This is a genomic window from Mycobacterium sp. NGS49, assembly GCF_059812565.1.
The window spans coordinates 65,754-84,833 of the sequence record NZ_JCALCX010000024.1; the positions used below are offsets into that span (position 1 = coordinate 65,754).

A 19,080-nucleotide genomic window follows, 5' to 3' on the forward strand; every position below is an offset into this window, starting at 1 on the left:
GGTTTCATGGTTGAGGTCGAAAGGCACGCCTACGACGTAGTCGTAATCGGTGCCGGCGGCGCAGGGTTACGCGCGGTAATCGAAGCGCGCGAGCGGGGCCTTAAGGTCGCCGTGGTGACCAAATCGCTGTTCGGGAAGGCCCATACAGTGATGGCCGAGGGCGGCTGCGCGGCATCCATGGGTAACGCCAACCCGAAAGACAACTGGCAGACCCACTTTGGCGACACCATGCGGGGCGGAAAGTTCCTCAACAACTGGCGGATGGCCGAGTTGCACGCCAAAGAGGCACCGGACCGCGTTTGGGAGCTGGAGACCTACGGCGCACTGTTCGACCGCACCAAGGACGGCCGGATCAGCCAGCGCAACTTCGGTGGGCACACCTATCCGCGGCTCGCGCACGTCGGTGACCGCACCGGCCTGGAGCTGATCCGCACCATGCAGCAGAAGATCGTCTCGCTGCAGCAGGAGGATTTCGCCGAGTTCGGCGACTACGACGCCCGGATCCGGGTGTTCGCCGAGTGCACCGTCACCGAGCTGCTCAAGGACGGTGACGCAATCGCCGGGGCGTTCGGCTACTGGCGTGAGAGCGGAAACTTCGTGCTGTTCGAGGCGCCCGCGGTGGTGATGGCCACCGGTGGCATCGGCAAGTCATTCAAGGTGACCTCGAACTCCTGGGAGTACACCGGCGACGGCCACGCCCTGGCGCTGCGCGCCGGCGCGACGCTGATCAACATGGAGTTCGTCCAGTTCCACCCGACGGGCATGGTCTGGCCGCCCAGTGTGAAGGGGATCCTGGTCACCGAGGGTGTCCGTGGGGACGGCGGAGTATTGAAAAATTCCGAGGGCACCCGGTTCATGTTCGGCTACATCCCGCCGGTGTTCAAAGGCCAGTACGCCGAGGACGAGCAAGAGGCCGACCAGTGGCTCAAGGACAACGACTCGGCCCGCCGCACCCCGGACCTGCTGCCCCGTGATGAGGTGGCGCGGGCGATCAACTCCGAGGTCAAGGCCGGCCGCGGCACCCCGCACGGTGGGGTTTACCTGGACATCGCGTCCCGGCTGACCCCGGCCGAGATCAAGCGCCGGTTGCCGTCGATGTACCACCAGTTCATGGAATTGGCCGAGGTCGACATCACCAAAGAGCCGATGGAGGTCGGGCCCACCTGTCACTACGTGATGGGCGGCATCGAGGTCGACGCCGACACCGGCGCGGCCAAGGTTCCCGGACTGTTCGCCGCGGGTGAATGCTCCGGCGGCATGCACGGCTCCAACCGGTTGGGCGGCAACTCGCTGTCCGACCTGCTGGTATTCGGCCGGCGCGCCGGACTGGGGGCCGCTGACTACGTGCGTGCCCTGAGCAGCCGTCCGGCGGTGTCGGAACAAGCCCTCGAGGACGCCGCGAATTTCGCCCTCAAGCCGTTTGCGGGGCCAACCGACGGCTCGGCGCCGGAGAATCCGTACGCACTGCAGATGGACCTGCAGCACGTGATGAACGACCTCGTCGGCATCATCCGCAAAGAGGACGAGATCACCCGCGCGCTGAAGCTGCTCAAGGAGCTGTGGTCGCGCTACCAGAACGTCCAGGTCGAAGGGGGACGCCAGTACAACCCGGGCTGGAACCTGGCAATCGACCTGCGCAACATGTTGATGGTCAGCGAGTGTGTGGCCAAGGCGGCGCTGGAGCGCACCGAAAGCCGTGGCGGTCATACTCGAGACGACCACCCCAGCATGGATTCCACCTGGCGCAACACCTTGCTGGTGTGCAAAGAGGCCTCCCAGGATGAGGCCGAGGCCACCGGCGACCACGTCACCATCACCCGCCAGGAGCAGATCCCGATGCGGCCCGACTTGCTGGAGCTCTTCAAGATCTCTGAGCTGGAGAAGTACTACACCAGCGACGAGCTGGCCGAGCACCCGGAACGGAGAGCGTAATGGCGTACAACGCAAGCATGCTGGTCTGGCGCGGTGACGAAAGCGGCGGTGCGCTCGAAGAATTCACCGTTGAGGTCAACGAGGGTGAAGTGGTGCTGGACGTCATTCACCGGCTGCAGCAGACGCAGACGCCGGACCTGGCGGTGCGCTGGAACTGCAAGGCCGGCAAGTGCGGATCCTGCTCGGCGGAGATCAACGGCCGACCCCGGCTGATGTGCATGACCCGGATGTCGACGTTCGAGGAGAACGAAGTCGTCACTGTCACCCCGATCCGGACGTTCCCGGTGATCCGCGACCTGGTGACCGATGTCTCGTTCAACTACGAGAAGGCCCGCGAGATCCCGTCGTTCACACCGCCCAAGGAGTTGCAGCCGGGTGAGTACCGGATGTCCCAAATCGACGTGCAGCGGTCCCAGGAGTTCCGCAAGTGCATCGAATGCTTCCTGTGCCAGAACGTCTGCCACGTCATCCGCGACCACGAGGAGAACAAGGAGGCATTCGCCGGGCCGCGCTTCCTGATGCGGATCGCCGAGCTCGACATGCACCCGCTGGACACGGTGGACCGGCAGAAGCAGGCTCAGGAAGAGCACGGGCTGGGCTACTGCAATATCACCAAGTGCTGCACCGAGGTCTGCCCCGAGCACATCAAGATCACCGACAACGCGCTGATCCCGATGAAAGAGCGGGTCGCCGACCGCAAGTACGACCCCGTCGTCTGGCTGGGTAACAAGCTGTTCAGGCGTTAATCGCCGCCGCACCGGGTATCCGGAGGACATGCGAGGAACGACCAGCGACAACGAGATTCGAACGGCGATTCGGGAGCTGTCCGTCCGCGCCGAGCTGGCGCATACAGAGGGACGGCACGACGACGCGCGCGAGATCGAACAGCGGATCGACGGCTACCGGAAAGAACTGAGCGAGCGACCCTAGCCCGGGTCAGCCGCCGAGGCGGCGAAAGACGCTGCGGTGGAAGACGATCGGAGCCACCTCGGGGTCCACTGTGACTTCGCTGACCCGCAGCACGACGATCGTGTGGTCGCCGGCCGGGATCAACTGCTCGATCGCACTTTCCAGCCACAGCGCGGTGCCCTTGATGAATACGGCTCCGGACTCCCGGGATTCCGTCTCCAACCCGGCGAACCTGTCGCCCGTCTTGGCGGCCAGGGTGCGGGCTGCCGCATCGTGCGACTCGCCGAGCACGCTGATCCCCAGCATCGGCGCGCCCTTGAGCTTGGGCCAGGTCGTGGACGTGTTCTGCACGCAGAACGACACCAGCGGCGGTTCCAGGGACACCGGGACAAAGGTACTGGCCGCGAGGCCTTCTCGTTTCCCGTCCACATGGGCCGCGATGGCGACGACCCCGGTGGGGAAATGACCGAAGGCCTCACGCAGAGACAGCGGTGTCAAGTTCTTGTTGGAGTTCACCGAACCTATTCGCTCCTCGAGCCGAGAACGGGATTCTCGCTTTCGACCCTACCCGGCGAGTATCCGTACGCGGCAGCCACATCCGGGTGTGCGCGCACCCTGCTCTTCCAGGCATTGCGGCCGTAGACGGAATAGATCGGGTCCGATGGATCAGGCGCCGGCCGCGCGCGTTCGGCCAACTCGGCAGGCAACGACAGCACCGGTAGCGCTGCATCCAGCGCCGGGTTGAAGAAGTAGGGCACCGAGATCCGTTCGGCGCTGCCGCCGGTCAGATCCACCCGGTGCTCGGTGGCGCGCAGGTAGCCGCCGGTCACGATCTCGAGCAACTCACCGATATTGACGACGAAAGCCCCGTCCACCGGCGGGACGTCCACCCAGCGATCCCATCCCGGAGACCTTCGTACCTGAAGGCCGCGGCTTTTCGGCTCGGCCAGCAGCAGGGTCAGCGCCCCAGAGTCCTTGTGTGCACCGACCCCCTGCGCAGATGCGGCCCGTGCCGGGTAGCGAATGATCTTGATCAGCGTCGCAGGCCGGTCGGCGAAGGGCGCGTCGAACACGTCCGGCGCGCTACCGAGGGCGGCCGCCCAGTGTCGCAGCAGTGTGCGCGACACCCGGGACAACGCGGCATCCCACTCGGCGACGATGCCCGGCAGATCGGGCATGGCCGCAGGCCACTGGTTGGGACCCTGCAGCCACAGATAGTCGGGCCGGCCGGGCCCACCGATAGACGGACGCTCGGGGCCGATGTCGAGCTGCTCGCGCCAATCGACTTCGCCACGAGTCAACTCACCACCCAACCGGGTGTAGCCGCGGAAGTGCGGGCTGCGCACCATCGCGATCGCGTCTTTGTCCTCTTGCGGCAGCGCAAAGAGCCGACGCGCCGCGTCAAGCACCCTGGCCGCCAGGACGGCGGGCACGCCGTGGCCGACCAAATAGAAGAAGCCCACCTCGTGGGCGGCCCGCCGCAGACCGGAGCGCAGCTCCTCGGAATCGGCGTTCAGATCCACTACCGGAAGCGCCGTGACGCTCGCCACATCCATCATTGCGTCCCATCATTGCCGCAGGTGAGGGCGCGTTCCAGGGCTGGACTCAGCCAGTTCCCAACCGGTTGGTTAGTTAGTCAGTGAAATGTTCCTCACATCGACTTGCGTCGAACAACACCGCCGCGATATTTTAACTCTGTTACTGGTGGGTAACTTAGACCTAGTACCCAACCACAGGTGGCATTCTCAACGAGGAGGACCGTAGTGAGCCACTACAAGAGCAATGTTCGTGACCAGGAATTCAACCTGTTCGAGGTGCTGGGTGTCGACAAGGCGCTAGGCCAAGGCGAGTTCAGCGACCTCGACGCCGACACTGGCCGCGAGATCCTCGCCGAGGTGGCGCGGCTCTCCGAAGGACCCGTCGCCGAGTCATTCATCGAAGGCGACCGCAACCCGCCGGTCTTCGACCCGAAGACGCACACGGTGACGCTGCCGGAGTCGTTCAAGAAGTCCGTCAACGCCGTGATCGACGCCGGTTGGGACAAGGCCGGCCTCGACGAGGTACTCGGCGGCATGCCGATGCCCAAGGCCCTGATGTGGGCGATCAACGAGCACATTCTCGGCTCGAACCCGGCGGTGTGGATGTATGCCGGCGGTGCCGGATTCGCCCAGATCCTCTACCACCTCGGCACCGAGGAGCAGCGGAAGTGGGCAGTGCTGGCCGCCGAGCGCCGCTGGGGCTCGACCATGGTCCTCACCGAACCGGACGCCGGCTCGGACGTGGGTGCCGGCCGCACCAAGGCCGTTCAGCAGGAAGACGGCACCTGGCACATCGACGGTGTCAAGCGCTTCATCACCTCGGGTGATTCCGACGACCTGTTCGAGAACATCTTCCACCTGGTGTTGGCCCGCCCGGAGGGCGCCGGACCCGGAACCAAGGGTTTGTCGCTGTTCTTCGTACCCAAGTTCCTGTTCGACCCCGAGACCGGGGAGCCGGGCGAGCGCAACGGCGTCTACGTCACCAACGTCGAGCACAAGATGGGCTTGAAGGTTTCGGCCACCTGTGAGTTGTCGCTGGGGCAGCACGACAAGCCGGCCGTCGGCTGGCTGGTCGGCGAGGTCCACGACGGCATTGCGCAGATGTTCGAGGTCATCGAGCAGGCCCGCATGATGGTGGGTACCAAGGCGATCGCCACCCTGTCCACCGGTTACCTCAACGCGCTGGAGTACGCGAAGTCACGCGTCCAGGGTGCCGACCTGACCCAGATGACCGACAAGACCGCGCCACGGGTCACCATCACGCACCACCCCGACGTGCGCAGGTCGCTGATGACCCAGAAGGCGTACGCCGAGGGTCTGCGGGCGCTGTACCTCTACACCGCCACCTTCCAGGACGCACCGGTCGCCGAAGCGGTGCACGGTGTGAACCCGGAGTTGGCCGCCAAGATCAACGACCTGTTGCTTCCGATCGTCAAGGGTGTCGGCTCCGAGCAGGCCTACGCCAAACTCACCGAGAGCCTGCAGACCTTCGGTGGATCCGGCTTCCTGCAGGACTACCCGATCGAGCAGTACATCCGGGACGCCAAGATCGACTCCCTGTACGAGGGCACCACCGCTATCCAGGCACAGGACTTCTTCTTCCGCAAGATCGTGCGCGACAAGGGCGTGGCCCTGGCGCACGTCTCCGGCGAGATCCAGAAGTTTGTCGACAGCGAGTCCGGCAACGGACGCCTCAAGGCCGAGCGTGTGCTGCTCGCCAAGGCGCTGACCGACGTACAGGCCATGGCCGCCTCGCTGACCGGCTACCTGATGGCCGCTCAGGAGGACGTCACCAGCCTCTACAAGGTGGGCCTGGGTTCGGTCCGATTCCTGATGAGCGTCGGCGACCTGGTGATCGGCTGGTTGCTGCAGCGTCAGGCCGCCGTGGCGATCGAGGCCCTGGACGCCGGTGCCACCGGCGCCGAGCGGTCCTTCTACGAAGGCAAGCTCGCGGTCGCGTCGTTCTTCGCGAAGAACTTCCTGCCGCTGTTGACCAGCACCCGCGAGGTGATCGAGACCCTGGACAACGACATCATGGAGCTCGACGAGGCTGCATTCTGAGGCCGCTGTACTGAGTGCTGAAGCAGAATCCCCCCGGTTCCACGGAACGGGGGGATTCTGCTTTTCTCGAGCGCGTCGGGCCGCATCGCGCGTCGGGCCGCATCGGGGATCAAAAAGACCGCCGCTGGATCCCCTCATTCCAGCGGCGGCCCTTTCCGTTCGCCCGTCCGCGTTGACCGGCGCTCGATCCAAGGATTGCCCCGCGTTGCCGTCGGGGTCGGGGGGTCAGACCACAACACGGGGCTATCCGGCCCGACTTATACCCATCCGCTCGGAGAACTAATCGCGCAGCCGGAAATTTCAGCGGACAAGTTTGCGCCCAGGCGCCCGCGCCGCCGATCGATGGGCACCGCGGCGCAGCATCCGACCTGCATACCGGCAGTTTGGTGGTTTCCGTCGAGTCGAGGGCGATAACGGTCGTACGCGCCGGTTACGCCTCGAGAATGGCGGCCACGCCGAGGCCGCCGGCGGCGCATATAGAGATCAGCGCGCGCACCGGGCCCTTGGTCTCGGCCTTCTTCTCGGCCAGTTGCTTGGCGGCTTGCGCCAGGATCCGTCCGCCGGTGGCGGCGAAGGGATGCCCGGCGGCCAGCGACGAGCCGTTGACATTGAGCTTGGACCGGTCGATCGAGCCCAACGCGGCGTCGAGCCCCAACCGCTCCTTGCAGTACTCCTCGGACTCCCAGGCCTGCAGGTGCGCCAGGACCACCGAAGCGAACGCCTCGTGGATCTCGTAGAAATCAAAATCTTGCAGTCCCAGTCCGTTTCTCGCCAACAACCGGGGCACCGCGTAGGTGGGAGCCATGAGCAGACCGTCGTGGCCGTTCACGTAGTCGACGGCCGCCGTCTCGGCGTCAACGAAGTAGGCGAGCGGAGACAGCGAGTGATCGGCCGCCCACTGCTCGGAGGCCAGCAACGCCACGGAGGCGCCGTCGGTCAATGGCGTCGAATTCCCCGCCGTCATCGTCGCGTCGCCCGCCTTCACCCCGAAAACCGGACGCAGGTTTGCCAGCTTCTCCACGCTGGCCTCCGGACGCAGATTGTCGTCGCGGTACAGCCCGAGGAACGGCGTTACCAGGTCGTCGAAGAAGCCTCGGTCGTAGGCGGCGGCCATGTTGCGGTGGCTCGCCACGGCCAGCTCGTCCTGGTCGACGCGCTTGATGCCGAGTTGCTTGGCGGTGATGGCGGCGTGCTCGCCCATCGACAGGCCGGTGCGGGGTTCGCTGTTGGCCGGTATCGCGATGCCGAGGTTGGCCGGCAACGTGCCCACCAGCTTCAAGCGCTGCGCGGTGGACTTGGCGCGACGCACCTTCAGCAGGGTGCGGCGCAGGTCGTCACCAAGGGCGATCGGAGCGTCGGAGGTGGTGTCGACCCCGCCGGCCGCGGCCACCTCGTAGCGGCCGGCGGCGATGCCGTCGGCCGCGGCGATCGCGGCTTGCAGACCGGTTCCACAGGCCTGCTGTACGTCGAACGCCGGTGTGTGCGGCGACAACTCCGAACCGAGCACGCATTCGCGCATCAGGTTGAAGTCGCGGCTGTGCTTGAGCACCGCGCCGCCGATCACCGCCCCCAGACGCTCACCGCGCAGGTTGAACCGGTCGACCAGCCCGCCCAGCGCGGCGGTGAACATGTCCTGGTTGGAGGCCTCGGCGTAGGCCCGGTCGGATCGACCGAAGGGGATGCGGTTGCCGCCGAGCACGGCGACGCGTCGCTTTGTCGCGTTGGTCTGATCACTGGCTGGGGCCACTGTTGTTCTCCGTCGATCGCCGGTAGTCCGTGGGTTAGTTTTGGGGTATCAGCCCATCGCACGCAATACTAACCACTGTTCTTACTCGCAAGTAAGTTCGTCCCCCCTGACACGGAAGGCAAGCTCAGTGGCACCCAAGGCCTCGCCCGATCTGTTCTCCCAGGTGGTCAACTCCGGCCCCGGGTCGTTCCTGGCCAAGCAGCTTGGCGTACCGCAGCCCGAGACGTTGCGCCGGTACCGTCCAGGTGACCCACCGTTGGCCGGTTCACTGCTGATCGGCGGACCGCAGGACCAGCCGGGCCGGGTCACCGAACCGCTGCGCGCGGCGCTGGAAAAGGACTACGACCTGGTGGGCAACAACCTGGGCGGGCGCTGGGCCGACTCCTTCGGCGGTCTGGTGTTCGACGCCACCGGCATCACCGAGCCGTCCGGGCTGAAGGCCCTGCACGACTTCTTCACGCCGGTCGTGCGCAACCTGGGTCCGTCGGCGCGCGTCGTGGTGGTGGGAACGACACCGGAGGCGATCGAGAACCCGCACGAGCGCATCGCGCAGCGCGCACTGGAGGGCTTCACCCGCTCGGTGGGCAAGGAACTGCGGCGGGGCGCCACCTCGGCACTGGTGTATCTGGCACCGGACGCCAAGCCCGCCGCCACCGGGCTGGAATCCACCATGCGGTTCATCCTGTCGGCCAAGTCGGCCTACGTCGACGGCCAGGTCTTGTATGTCGGCGCGGCTGACTCCACACCGCCGGCCGACTGGGACAAGCCGTTGCAGGGCAAGGTAGCCATCGTGACCGGCGCCGCCCGTGGCATCGGCGCCACCATCGCCGAGGTCTTCGCGCGGGACGGCGCCGGCGTGGTGGCCATCGACGTCGAGTCCGCCGCCGAAGCTCTGGCCGAAACCGCCGCCAAGGTGGGCGGGACGCCGTTGTGGCTGGACGTCACCTCCGACGACGCGGTGGAGAAGATCACCGAGCACCTGCGCGACCACCACGGCGGCAAGGCCGACATCCTGGTCAACAACGCCGGCATCACCCGGGACAAACTGCTGGCCAACATGGACGACGCCCGCTGGGACGCCGTCATCGCCGTCAATCTGCTTGCCCCGCTGCGTCTTACCGAGGGCCTGGTGGCCGATGGCACGCTCGGCGAGGGTGGCCGGGTGATCGGGCTGTCGTCGATCGCCGGCATCGCAGGCAACCGCGGGCAGACGAATTACGGCACCACGAAAGCGGGCATGATCGGCATCACACAGGCGCTGGCTCCGCAACTCGCCGAGAAGGGCATCACGATCAACGCTGTGGCGCCGGGCTTCATCGAGACCGAGATGACCGCCGCGATCCCGCTGGCCACCCGCGAGGTCGCTCGCCGGATGAACTCCCTGCTGCAGGGCGGTCAGCCCGTCGACGTCGCGGAGACGATCGCCTATTTCGCCAGTCCGGCTTCCAATGCCGTGACGGGCAACGTGATTCGGGTGTGCGGCCAGGCCATGATCGGGGCCTGACAGTGAACCAACCCAGTGGCCTGCGCAACATGCTGCGCGCAGTGGCCGGAGCGCTACCCGTGCTGTCCCGCTCCGACACGCTGCCCAACCGCACGGTGACGGTCGAGGAACTGCCTATCGACTCGGCCAATGTGGCCGCCTACGCGGCGGTCACCGGGCTGCGCTACGGCAACACTGTGCCGCTGACCTATCCGTTCGCATTGGTTTTCCCGTCGGTGATGTCGTTGGTGACCGGCTTCGACTTTCCTTTCGCCGCAATGGGTTCGGTGCATACCGAGAACCGGATCACCCGGTATCGGCCAATCGCGGTGACCGACACGGTGGGCGTGCGCGTGCACGCCGAGAACTTGCGCGAGCACCGCAAGGGCCTGTTGGTCGACCTGGTGAGCGATGTCAGCGTCGGCAACGACCCGGCATGGCACCAGGTGACCACCTTCCTGCACCAGCAACGCACCAGCCTGTCCGACGAGCCAAAGCCGCCGCCGCAGAAGCAACCCAAGCTGGCGCCGCCGTCGGCCGTGCTGCGGGTCACCCCGGCGCAGATCCGGCGCTACGCCGCGGTCGGTGGTGACCACAATCCGATTCACACGAATTCGGTGGCGGCCAAACTGTTCGGCTTCCCCACCGTCATTGCGCACGGAATGTTCAGCGCAGCAGCGGTTTTGGCGAATATCGAGGCTCGTTTCCCGGATGCCGTCCAGTATTCGGTGCGGTTCGGCAAGCCAATGCTGCTGCCGGCCACCGCCGGTGTGTACATCGACGAACGCCACAGCGATGGCCGAGGCGGCTGGGAGTTGTCGCTGCGCAACATCGCCAAGGGCTACCCGTACCTCACGGGTTCGGTGCAACCGCTTTAGGCGGATCAACCGGCCCGATGGTCCAGGTGACGGCGATGGTGCCCGGCCACCAGCCGGTCGAGCGTGTGCGCCCCCACCGCGGTGACGGCGAAGACCAGCAGCATCCAGATCGGCGGCCGGGCCAACTCCCAGACGAAGATCGCCGCCCAGATCGGTGAACCCTGCGTCACCGCCAGCACGCCGGCCGCGGCGCCCAGCGAGATCACCGCACCGTGCAGGTGTGTTCCGGCCACCTGATTCAGGGTCAGTACCAGCAGCGTCCCGGCCGCCGCGCCGGTCGCCAAGGAGGGCGTGAGCAGGCCGCCGGCTCCCCCGGCACGCAGAAACAATGCGGTCAGCAGCGGTTTCAGCGCCAAGATGGCCGCAGCCGACGCCAGGGTCATGCCGGAGGCCAGGCTCACGGTCAGCACGCTCTTGCCGTTGCCGGGCAGCTCGGGCCACCAATGCGAACAGATCCCGGTCACCAGCCCGGCGGCCGCCAGCGCGGGAATCAGCACCCGGGATCGGACGAGTTCGGCCGGTCGTGCCGCCGCGATGATCTTGTTGAACACCCAGCCGACGGCGAAGGCAACCGGCGCCAGCGCCAGTCCGTGCGCACTGAGTAGGTACGCCGATTCCGCGTTGGGCCAATCTAATTCGGGATGATCATGGGTGATCGCCGAGCCGACCGCGACGGCCAGGCTCGAGGTGATCAACGCGGCGCCCACTGCGCGCAACCGCCAGGTGTTCAGCAGAATTCGCAGCGTGAAGAGCGCGCCGGCCAGCGGCACCGCGTACACCGCGCCGAGCCCGGCCCCGGCGGCACAGGCCAGCAGGATCTCCCGGTCGGATGGAGCCAGTCGCGTCCACGCGGTGCCGGCATCGCCCAGTACGGCAGCGAACTGGCGGGGCGCACCTTCTCGTCCCAGCGAGGCGCCCGAGCCCACCAACACCACCTGGAGCACCGCATCGACGGTCCACGTCAACCGCGGCACCCGCTCCTGCCGTGCGATGGTGCCCGCCAGCGGTGGCACCTCGGTGCGCCGCCGCAGGATCCACCACCCCAGGCCGGCCGATGCGGCGCCCAGCATCGGGCCCACCGCCCGCCGGACCGGACTGCTGGCGGTGATCCCGTCGAGCAGCGAGCCGAATGTGTAGTGATAGGTGAGATGTTCGACGGATCGCAGCACCACCGTGGTGGCCAACCCGGCGAGGCCGGCCAGCAGTCCGACGATGACCACCGCACAGAAGAATTCGAGGTCCGGGCGGCGCCGCACGTGGCGCCTAGCCCGTCGCGGCGCTGGAACCGACATCGCGATCGGGTGGCGCCCCCCGCAGGCCTCCCCAGAACAGGTCGATCATCATCTCGGCGGCCGCATCGACGTCGATGTCACCGGTGCTGAGTCGGCTGGCCACCGCCTCACCGGCGCCCACCAAAGCCACCGCCATGATCTCGATTTCGGCGTCGGACCGCGGGCTGCGGGTGCCGGCCCGCACCAAACCGGCCACCAATTCGATGATCTGCTCGCGGCCTTCACGCACCCTGTGGGCGAACGCCTGGGAACTGGTGGCCTGGGTGTACATCACGATCCACGACGCGCGGTTCTCGTCGATGTAGCGTAAGAATGCACCAATAGTGTTGCGCAGCAGGTCTTTTGGGCTCTTGGTGAAGTCGATGTCAGCGCGGACAGCGTCGATGAACCTGCTCATCTCCCGGTTCAGGCAGGCGCCGAACAGGTCTTCCTTGGAGCCGTAGTACAGGTAGAGCATCGGCTTGGAGATCTCGGCCGCGGCGGCGATCGTGTCCATCGAGGTCTCGTGGTAGCCGTTGACCGAGAACATCTGCACAGCAGCGTCGAGCATCTGCTGCTCGCGGACAGCACGCGGTAACCGCTTGGTACCACCCGCCATTGTCGTGCGCCTCCCTAGCCGGTCGATCTGACTCTAGGGCAGGCGCACCGCCCGACGCACACCTGTCAGCGGCCACACTTCATTTTCGCCACCCGGCCCACCGACGCGTCGATCGCGGCCCGGTCGAGTTCGCCCGCGTTCAGCGCTTGTTCGAGCCGGTCCAGGACCGCGGGCACTTCCTTCGTGGTTACCCATAACGCGATGTCGGTGCCGGCCTTCAGCGACAGCAGCACCGCCTCGGTGACACCGAAACGGTCGGAGATCGCCGCCATGCTGGACAGATCGTCGGTGAAGATCGGCCCCTCGAAGGCGGGCCCGCCGTATCCGGTGCCAGTTCGCAGCAACTGCACCGCTTCTGGGCTCAAACTCGCAGGGTTGGCACCGGTAAGGCCTTGCACCTGCAGGTGTCCCAGCATGACCGCGACGGGCGCCTGGGTCACCAGCGTCCGGTACGGCACCAGGTCGACGGCCACCAGGTCGCTCAGCGGCGGCGTGGTGACTCCGCCGGTGTGCGAATCGCCGGAGCCGTGCCCGTGACCGGGGAAGTGCTTGAGCACCGGGACCAGCCCGGCCTCGCGCAAACCCCTAGCGTAAGCCCCGGCATAGGCGGTGACCGTGGCCGGATCGTCGCTGAAAGACCTGTCTCCGATGACGGTGTCCGCGGGCGCGTCGGTGACGTCGACCACCGGCGCCAGATCGACGGTGATACCGAGGTCCTTCATCTTGCGGCCCCGCTCCAGCGCCAAGGCATAGACCTGATCCACGGTCTGCGTCCCGGCCAGCTCCCGGGGCGAAGGCGACGACCCGATCAGCGCCTTCAGCCGCGACACTCGCCCGCCCTCCTCGTCAACGCTGACGGCCAGCGGCAATGGCCTGGGCGTGTTCTCCAGATCCTTCAGCGCGTTCGAAGTCAGCATCGACTTGTCCGTGTCGGTGTCGATCATGATGCCGCCGACGTGGTGATCGGTGACCACGGCCTTCGCATCGTCGGCGTTGCGCACACCCACCATCAGCAGCTGGGCCAGCTTGTCCCGGGGCGGCAACGACGCCGGGTCGCCGCACGCCGACGGGACCGGGGCGGCGGTAGGGCTCTGACCGGTTGGCGACACACTCGAAGTGGTCGACGAGGGCGCGCTGCGGTTGTCGCGGTGACTGCAGGCGGCGACCGCCAGCGAGGCGAGGGCGAGGACGGCCAGGGTGCGCGGAAAAGCCATCCGGACATGCTGTCACGGGCGTTTCACCCCCGGGCTCGGGGGGCAACCCCTGTTACGTTGACGAATCACCCCCGTCTAGCAGCGAGGACGAGCCGAATGCCCGGGTTCACGCTGGCGGCGGCGGCCAGCATCGCGGCTGGTTTGTCGCTCGGCGCCGCAGCGACGTTAGGCGTGACGCTCGCCATTTGCGGCGGCAGGGCGGCACCCGTGCACACCGCGCCGGCACCGGTGGTGATGTCGACGGTGGTGCAGTACGGCGATCGCTGCTCCGGCGGGACCGGCACGCCGTGCCCGGAGCAGCACTCCCTGAAGCCATAAGCGTCGTTTTGTTAGGTTGGCTCCCCCTCCCCCGGCCAATGCTCGACGCAAGTCTCGAGCGTCGTTCTGCTAGGTTGGCTCCCCCTCCCCCGGCCAATGCTCGACGCAAGTCTCGAGCGTCGTTCTGCTAGGTTGGCTGACTATGAACCGGATCATCGCGCCCGCCGCCGCGAGTGTGGTAGTCGGCCTGCTGCTCGGCGCAGCCGCGATCTTCGGGGTCACCTTGATGGTCCAGCAGGACACGAAGCCGCCACTGCCCGGGGGCGATCCGTCGTCATCGGTGCTCAACCGGGTCGAGTACGGCAACCGCAGCTAGCCGGCCGAAGGTCGCGTTGTCGGCCCTGTCGCGTCGCTGGCTGCCACTGGTCGGGGCCGTCTCGCTTGTCCTGGCGTTTGCCCAGGCACCCGGCCAGATCTCCCCCGACACCAAACTCGACCTCACCGCCAACCCGCTGCGCTTCCTGGCCCGGGCCACCAACCTGTGGAACAGCGAACTGCCCTTCGGCCAGTCGCAGAACCAGGCCTATGGCTACTTGTTCCCGCACGGCACCTTCTTCCTGATCGGTCACGGCCTCGGGATCCCCGGCTGGGTCACCCAGCGGCTGTGGTGGGCGTTGCTGCTGACCGTCGGCTTCTGGGGAATGCTGCGGGTTGCCGAGGCGCTCGGCATCGGCAACCCGGCGTCCCGCGTCCTCGGCGCGGTGGCGTTCGCGCTGTCGCCGCGGGTGCTGACCACGCTGGGCTCGATCTCCTCGGAAACCCTGCCGATGATGCTCGCCCCCTGGGTGCTGCTGCCGACGATTCTCGCGTTGCGGGGTGGCTGCCAACGGCCGGTTCGGGTGCTGGCCGGCCAGGCCGGCCTGGCCGTTGCCCTGATGGGTGCCGTCAACGCGATCGCGACGCTGGCCGCCTGCCTACCGGCGGCGATCTGGCTGGCGTGCCACCGTCCGAATCGACGGTGGTTGCGCTACGCCGGGTGGTTGCTGGCGGCTCTGGTGCCGGCGGTGCTGTGGTGGGCGGTCGCCCTGAGCCAGCTACGCGGGGTCAGCCCGCCGTTCCTCGACTTCATCGAATCCTCCGGGGTGACGACCCAGTGGTCGTCGCTGGTGGAGTTGCTGCGCGGTACCGACAGCTGGACACCGTTCGTGGCGCCCACCGCCACCGCGGGAGCCCCCCTGGTCACTGGGACGGTAGCGATTCTGGGCACGTGTTTGGTCGCGGGAGCCGGGCTGGCCGGTCTGGCCAGTGCCGCGATGCCGGCCCGCGGACGCCTGGTCACCATGCTGCTGATCGGGGTGGTGCTGCTGGCCGTCGGCTACAGCGGCGGGCTGGGATCGCCGGTGGCACATCAGGTGCAGACGTTTCTGGACGCGGGTGGGACTCCGCTGCGCAACGTGCACAAGCTTGGACCCGTCGTCCGGATTCCGCTGGCACTCGGCCTCGCGCAGCTGCTGGGCCGAATTCCGTTACCGGGCAGCGCGCCGAGAGCGGTGTGGCTGGCCGCCTTCGCGCATCCGGAGCGGGACCGCCGGGTCGCGGTGGGCATCGTCGCGCTCGCCGGACTCATGGTGAGCACATCGCTGGCATGGTCGGCGCGGCTGACTCCGCCCGGCACGTTCGACGCGATGCCCGGCTACTGGCAGGAGGCTGCCGACTGGCTGAGCGCGCACCGGGACGGGCGGGTACTGGTGGTGCCGGGCGCGCCGTTCGCCACCCAGGTATGGGGCACCAGCCACGACGAGCCGTTACAGGTGCTAGGCAGCAGCGCGTGGGGGGTGCGCGATTCGATTCCGCTGACACCACCGCAGACGATCCGTGCGCTGGATTCCGTCCAACGCCTTTTCGCGGCCGGACGGCCGTCCGCCGGGCTCGCTGATTCGCTTACCCGACAGGGCATTTCGTATGTGGTGCTGCGCAACGACCTGGATCCGGAATCATCGCGGTCGGCGCGTCCGATCCTGGTGCACCGCGCCATTGCCGGGTCGCCGGGACTGACGAAGGTCGCCGAGTTCGGGGCACCCGTCGGGCCGGGGCTGCTGGCCGGCTTCGTCAACGACAGCGGCCTGCGGCCACGGTATCCGGCCGTGCAGATCTACCGGGTCGGCACGGCCGCCGATCCCGGCGCACCCTACCTCGCCGACGTCGACCAGCTGCCGCTCGTCGACGGTGGACCCGAGGTGCTGCTGCGTCTCGACGAACGGCGACGGCTCCTGGGTCGGCCGGCGCTGGGCCCGGTACTGATGGGCGCAGACGCCCGGGCGGCCGGGCTACCCACGCCGGTGGTCACCGTGACCGACACCCCCCTGGCCCGGGAAACCGACTACGGCCGCGTCGACCTGCACTCTTCGGCGATCCGGGGACCCGACGACGCCCGGCACACTTTCAACCGGGTGCCCGACTACCCCGTTCCCGGCGCCGATACGGTCTACGGCGGCTGGACCGGCGGCCGCATCACCGCGTCCAGCTCGTCGTCGGATGCAACGGCCTTGCCCGACGTCGCGCCGGCCACCTCCCCCGCAGCGGCGATCGACGGCGACCCGGCGACCTCCTGGGTGTCCAACGCCCTGCAGGCGGCCGTCGGGCAATGGCTGCAGGTGGATTTCGACCATCCGGTGACCAACGCCGTCCTGACCCTGACGCCGAGCGCGTCAGCCGTCGGCGCGCAGGTCCGCCGCATCCTGGTCGAGACCGCGAACGGCAGCACCACCCTGAGGTTCGACGAGTCCGGTAAACCCCTGAGTGCCGCCCTTCCGGTCGGCGAGACGCCGTGGGTGCGGGTCACGGCGGCCGGCACCGACGACGGGTCTGCCGGGGTGCAGTTCGGGATCACCGACATCAGCGTCACCCAATACGACGCGTCGGGTTTCGCCCACCCCGTCCAGCTGCGGCACACCGTGTTCGTCCCCGGACCGGCCCCGGGTGCGACAGTCGCCGGCTGGGACCTGGGCGCCGAATTGCTGGGCCGGCCGGGTTGCGCGCCGGGTCCCGACAACGTGCGCTGCGCGGCGTCGATGGCACTGGCCCCCGAAGAACCGGTCAACCTCAGCCGCACCTTGACGGTGCCGGCCGCGACGTCGGTCACCCCGGCGCTGTGGGTGCGCCCACGACAGGGCCCCAAGCTGGCCGACCTGGTCGCCGAACCGAACACCACGCGGGCATCTGGCGATGCCGACCTGATCGAGGTCCTCGGCTCGGCGTACGCGGCCACCGATGGCGATCCGGCCACGGCCTGGACCGCGCCGCAGCGGGTGGTGCAGTACAAGACCCCCCCGACGCTGACCCTCAGGCTGCCGCGGCCCACCGAGGTGACCGGACTGCGGGTGGCGCCCAGCCGGTCGACGCTGCCCGCGCACCCAACGATGGTGGCCGTCGACCTGGGCGACGGACCGCAAGTGCAGTCCGTCGACCCGGGCAGCGACCTGCAGACGCTGACGCTGCACCCGCGGGTGACCGACACAGTTGCGGTGAGCCTGCTCGACTGGCAGGACGTCATCGACCGCAACGCCCTGGGCTTCGATCAGCTCAAGCCGCCCGGGCTGGCTGAGGTGCTGGTGCTGGACGCCGACCGCAAGCCGGTCGCGGCCGCCCAGGCCGGCGAGGTCGGCCGCACCCGGGAGATCGACGTCGATTGCGAGCACGGGCCGGTGATCGCGGTGGCGGGCCGGTTCCTGCACACCTCGGTCCGCACCACCGCGGGTGCTCTGCTGGACGGCGATCCGGTCGCGGCGCAGCCCTGTGAACCCGGTCCGATCACGTTGCCGGCCGGCCGGCAGGAGTTGTTGGTCAGTCCCGGTCCGGCGTTCGTGGTCGACGGCATCCAGTTGTCCGCGCTGCCTGAATCACCCAGTGCTCCGGTCGTTTCCGTCGACGTTGGAAGCTGGGGACCAGCCCGGCGGGAGGTGCGTACGCCGCGGTCGAGCAAAGTCCGAGTGCTGGTGATACCGGAGAGCATCAACCCCGGGTGGGTCGCCCGTACCAGCAGCGGGGCACGGCTGGTGCCGGTAGCGGTCAACGGTTGGCAGCAAGGTTGGTTGGTGCCCGCCGGGGATGGGGGCACGATCACCCTGACCTTCGCCGCCAACACCGTGTATCGCGCCGGCCTCGGTGTGGGGTTGAGCCTATTGCCCTTGCTGGCGGTTCTGGCATTTTGGCGGCGCGGTCGTGACGTTGATGACGGCCCGGCCGCGGTTCCCTGGCCATCCGGGCGCTGGGCCGGCGTGGCGGTCCTGGGAGCTGGGACGTTGATCGCGGGCGTACCGGGTGCTCTGGTGGTCGCGGCCCTGCACGGCATGCGTTACTTCGCGCCGCAGAGGTGGCGCGAAGGGCTCACCGCCGGACTCAGCGGTGGCGGCTTCGTCCTTGCCGGGACGGTGCTGTCGCGTCATCCTTGGCGCTCGGCCGACGGCTACGCGGGCCATTCTGCGGTGGTACAGCTGTTGGCACTGATTTCACTTGCCGCGGTGGCTATTTCAGCGGTGCAGCGGATCGGCCGATCAAACGCTGCGGGGCCCGATTTGCTCCACTGAGCCGTCAAGCGCCATCAACCACGTCTCGACGTCGATACCCGGATGGCGGCGCAGCGCCTCTTCGCGGAAAGTGCCAAGAATCCGCTCGTGCGTCGCCATCTCACGTTCCGGCGTTGAGATCGCATCAGGACCGTAGGCAATCTGCACCGCGCCACAGTCGCGATGGTTGATCACGAAGACCCCGTTTATCGAGTGGAGTTCGATCGACGCGGCGAGGTTGTCCCAGAACGTGTTGTGCCACGCCTCCCAGTGCTGGGAAACGGCTCCCGCTGCGGCACCGGCCAGCGCGAACTGGCTGTACCGATTTACCAGGCCACGTCCCAGCATGTATTCATTGGTGGGGTGCACGAGTCGAGGATCGATGCACATCAACAACATGGCGTCATAGTTCTGGGGCGGCATGTCGGGGGCCGCTGCGGCGCGCGGCGCGGCGGTGCTCACCGATCCGAAGGCTAATGCACCTGCTCCCAGGGCCAACATTCGGCGGCGGCCGAAAGCCCGGTCGAGGGATTCGCCCCAGTTTAGGAATTCACCATTGTGCAATTCTCAACTCACTTTCCAGCGCCGAGAAAGCGGACGGGACA

16 protein-coding genes are annotated in these 19,080 nt (G+C 67.5%); 9 read left to right on the forward strand and 7 right to left on the reverse strand.

The window, feature by feature from the left end; all coding sequences use genetic code 11:
* Positions 1-6: 6 nt before the first annotated feature.
* Genes AC5Y7D_RS22680 through AC5Y7D_RS22690 form a run of 3 tightly spaced genes read left to right on the forward strand, consistent with a single transcriptional unit; the run spans position 7 to position 2,862 of the window.
* Positions 7-1,932: a fumarate reductase/succinate dehydrogenase flavoprotein subunit gene (locus AC5Y7D_RS22680; RefSeq protein WP_499927905.1), complete on the forward strand. Its 1,926-nt coding sequence runs from the start codon at positions 7-9 to the stop codon at positions 1,930-1,932.
* On the forward strand, positions 1,932-2,678 hold the full coding sequence (locus tag AC5Y7D_RS22685) for a succinate dehydrogenase/fumarate reductase iron-sulfur subunit (protein WP_499927907.1): 747 nt from the start codon (positions 1,932-1,934) through the stop codon (positions 2,676-2,678). Before AC5Y7D_RS22680 ends, AC5Y7D_RS22685 begins: the two co-directional genes overlap by 1 nt.
* Before the next feature lie 28 nt (positions 2,679-2,706).
* On the forward strand, positions 2,707-2,862 hold the full coding sequence (locus tag AC5Y7D_RS22690; protein WP_499927909.1) for a hypothetical protein: 156 nt from the start codon (positions 2,707-2,709) through the stop codon (positions 2,860-2,862).
* Positions 2,863-2,868: 6 nt separating this feature from the next.
* Here the strand turns inward: AC5Y7D_RS22690 and AC5Y7D_RS22695 are convergent, their stop codons facing one another.
* Both AC5Y7D_RS22695 and AC5Y7D_RS22700 read right to left on the reverse strand, forming a co-directional pair.
* A complete protein-coding gene (locus tag AC5Y7D_RS22695; RefSeq protein WP_499927911.1) occupies positions 2,869-3,357 on the reverse strand; it encodes a flavin reductase family protein in 489 nt (162 codons plus the stop codon).
* Positions 3,358-3,362: 5 nt separating this feature from the next.
* Positions 3,363-4,400 (reverse strand): isopenicillin N synthase family dioxygenase, encoded by a 1,038-nt coding sequence (locus tag AC5Y7D_RS22700; protein ID WP_499927913.1) that lies wholly within the window; start codon positions 4,398-4,400, stop codon positions 3,363-3,365.
* A 204-nt stretch (positions 4,401-4,604) separates the two neighbouring features.
* Here AC5Y7D_RS22700 and AC5Y7D_RS22705 point away from each other — a divergent pair, with 204 nt between their 5' ends.
* Positions 4,605-6,440, forward strand: coding sequence for an acyl-CoA dehydrogenase (locus AC5Y7D_RS22705; RefSeq protein WP_499927914.1), 1,836 nt, complete (start codon positions 4,605-4,607; stop codon positions 6,438-6,440).
* A 430-nt stretch (positions 6,441-6,870) separates the two neighbouring features.
* Here AC5Y7D_RS22705 and AC5Y7D_RS22710 read toward each other — a convergent pair whose 3' ends face one another.
* Positions 6,871-8,187 carry an acetyl-CoA C-acetyltransferase gene (locus AC5Y7D_RS22710; protein ID WP_499927916.1) on the reverse strand — a complete coding sequence of 439 codons (1,317 nt, stop codon included), beginning with the start codon at positions 8,185-8,187 and terminating at the stop codon, positions 6,871-6,873.
* A 127-nt stretch (positions 8,188-8,314) separates the two neighbouring features.
* Here AC5Y7D_RS22710 and AC5Y7D_RS22715 point away from each other — a divergent pair, with 127 nt between their 5' ends.
* Positions 8,315-9,691, forward strand: coding sequence for a 3-oxoacyl-ACP reductase (locus AC5Y7D_RS22715; protein WP_499927918.1), 1,377 nt, complete (start codon positions 8,315-8,317; stop codon positions 9,689-9,691).
* A gap of 2 nt (positions 9,692-9,693) precedes the next feature.
* A complete protein-coding gene (locus tag AC5Y7D_RS22720) occupies positions 9,694-10,548 on the forward strand; it encodes a MaoC/PaaZ C-terminal domain-containing protein (RefSeq protein WP_499927920.1) in 855 nt (284 codons plus the stop codon).
* A 5-nt stretch (positions 10,549-10,553) separates the two neighbouring features.
* On the opposite strand, the gene AC5Y7D_RS22725 is transcribed toward AC5Y7D_RS22720, so the two are convergent.
* From AC5Y7D_RS22725 to AC5Y7D_RS22735, 3 genes are all read right to left on the reverse strand, one after another.
* Positions 10,554-11,840 (reverse strand): chloride channel protein, encoded by a 1,287-nt coding sequence (locus AC5Y7D_RS22725; protein ID WP_499927921.1) that lies wholly within the window; start codon positions 11,838-11,840, stop codon positions 10,554-10,556.
* Positions 11,812-12,438 (reverse strand): TetR/AcrR family transcriptional regulator, encoded by a 627-nt coding sequence (locus AC5Y7D_RS22730; protein ID WP_499927923.1) that lies wholly within the window; start codon positions 12,436-12,438, stop codon positions 11,812-11,814. The genes AC5Y7D_RS22725 and AC5Y7D_RS22730 overlap by 29 nt, the downstream gene beginning before the upstream one ends.
* Before the next feature lie 65 nt (positions 12,439-12,503).
* Positions 12,504-13,652: a glycoside hydrolase family 3 N-terminal domain-containing protein gene (locus AC5Y7D_RS22735; protein ID WP_499927925.1), complete on the reverse strand. Its 1,149-nt coding sequence runs from the start codon at positions 13,650-13,652 to the stop codon at positions 12,504-12,506.
* 96 nt (positions 13,653-13,748) lie between these two features.
* Here AC5Y7D_RS22735 and AC5Y7D_RS22740 point away from each other — a divergent pair, with 96 nt between their 5' ends.
* The 3 genes from AC5Y7D_RS22740 (at position 13,749) to AC5Y7D_RS22750 (ending at position 18,496) form a co-directional block, all read left to right on the forward strand.
* Positions 13,749-13,970, forward strand: coding sequence for a DUF2613 family protein (locus tag AC5Y7D_RS22740; protein ID WP_499927927.1), 222 nt, complete (start codon positions 13,749-13,751; stop codon positions 13,968-13,970).
* A 142-nt stretch (positions 13,971-14,112) separates the two neighbouring features.
* Positions 14,113-14,286: a DUF2613 domain-containing protein gene (locus AC5Y7D_RS22745; RefSeq protein ID WP_067239410.1), complete on the forward strand. Its 174-nt coding sequence runs from the start codon at positions 14,113-14,115 to the stop codon at positions 14,284-14,286.
* Positions 14,287-14,302: 16 nt separating this feature from the next.
* Positions 14,303-18,496: an alpha-(1->3)-arabinofuranosyltransferase gene (locus AC5Y7D_RS22750; protein WP_499927929.1), complete on the forward strand. Its 4,194-nt coding sequence runs from the start codon at positions 14,303-14,305 to the stop codon at positions 18,494-18,496.
* Here AC5Y7D_RS22750 and AC5Y7D_RS22755 read toward each other — a convergent pair.
* On the reverse strand, positions 18,464-18,937 hold the full coding sequence (locus AC5Y7D_RS22755; protein WP_499927930.1) for a carbonic anhydrase: 474 nt from the start codon (positions 18,935-18,937) through the stop codon (positions 18,464-18,466). The two genes, AC5Y7D_RS22750 and AC5Y7D_RS22755, sit on opposite strands and share 33 nt — an antisense overlap.
* Between the last annotated feature and the right edge of the window lie 143 nt (positions 18,938-19,080).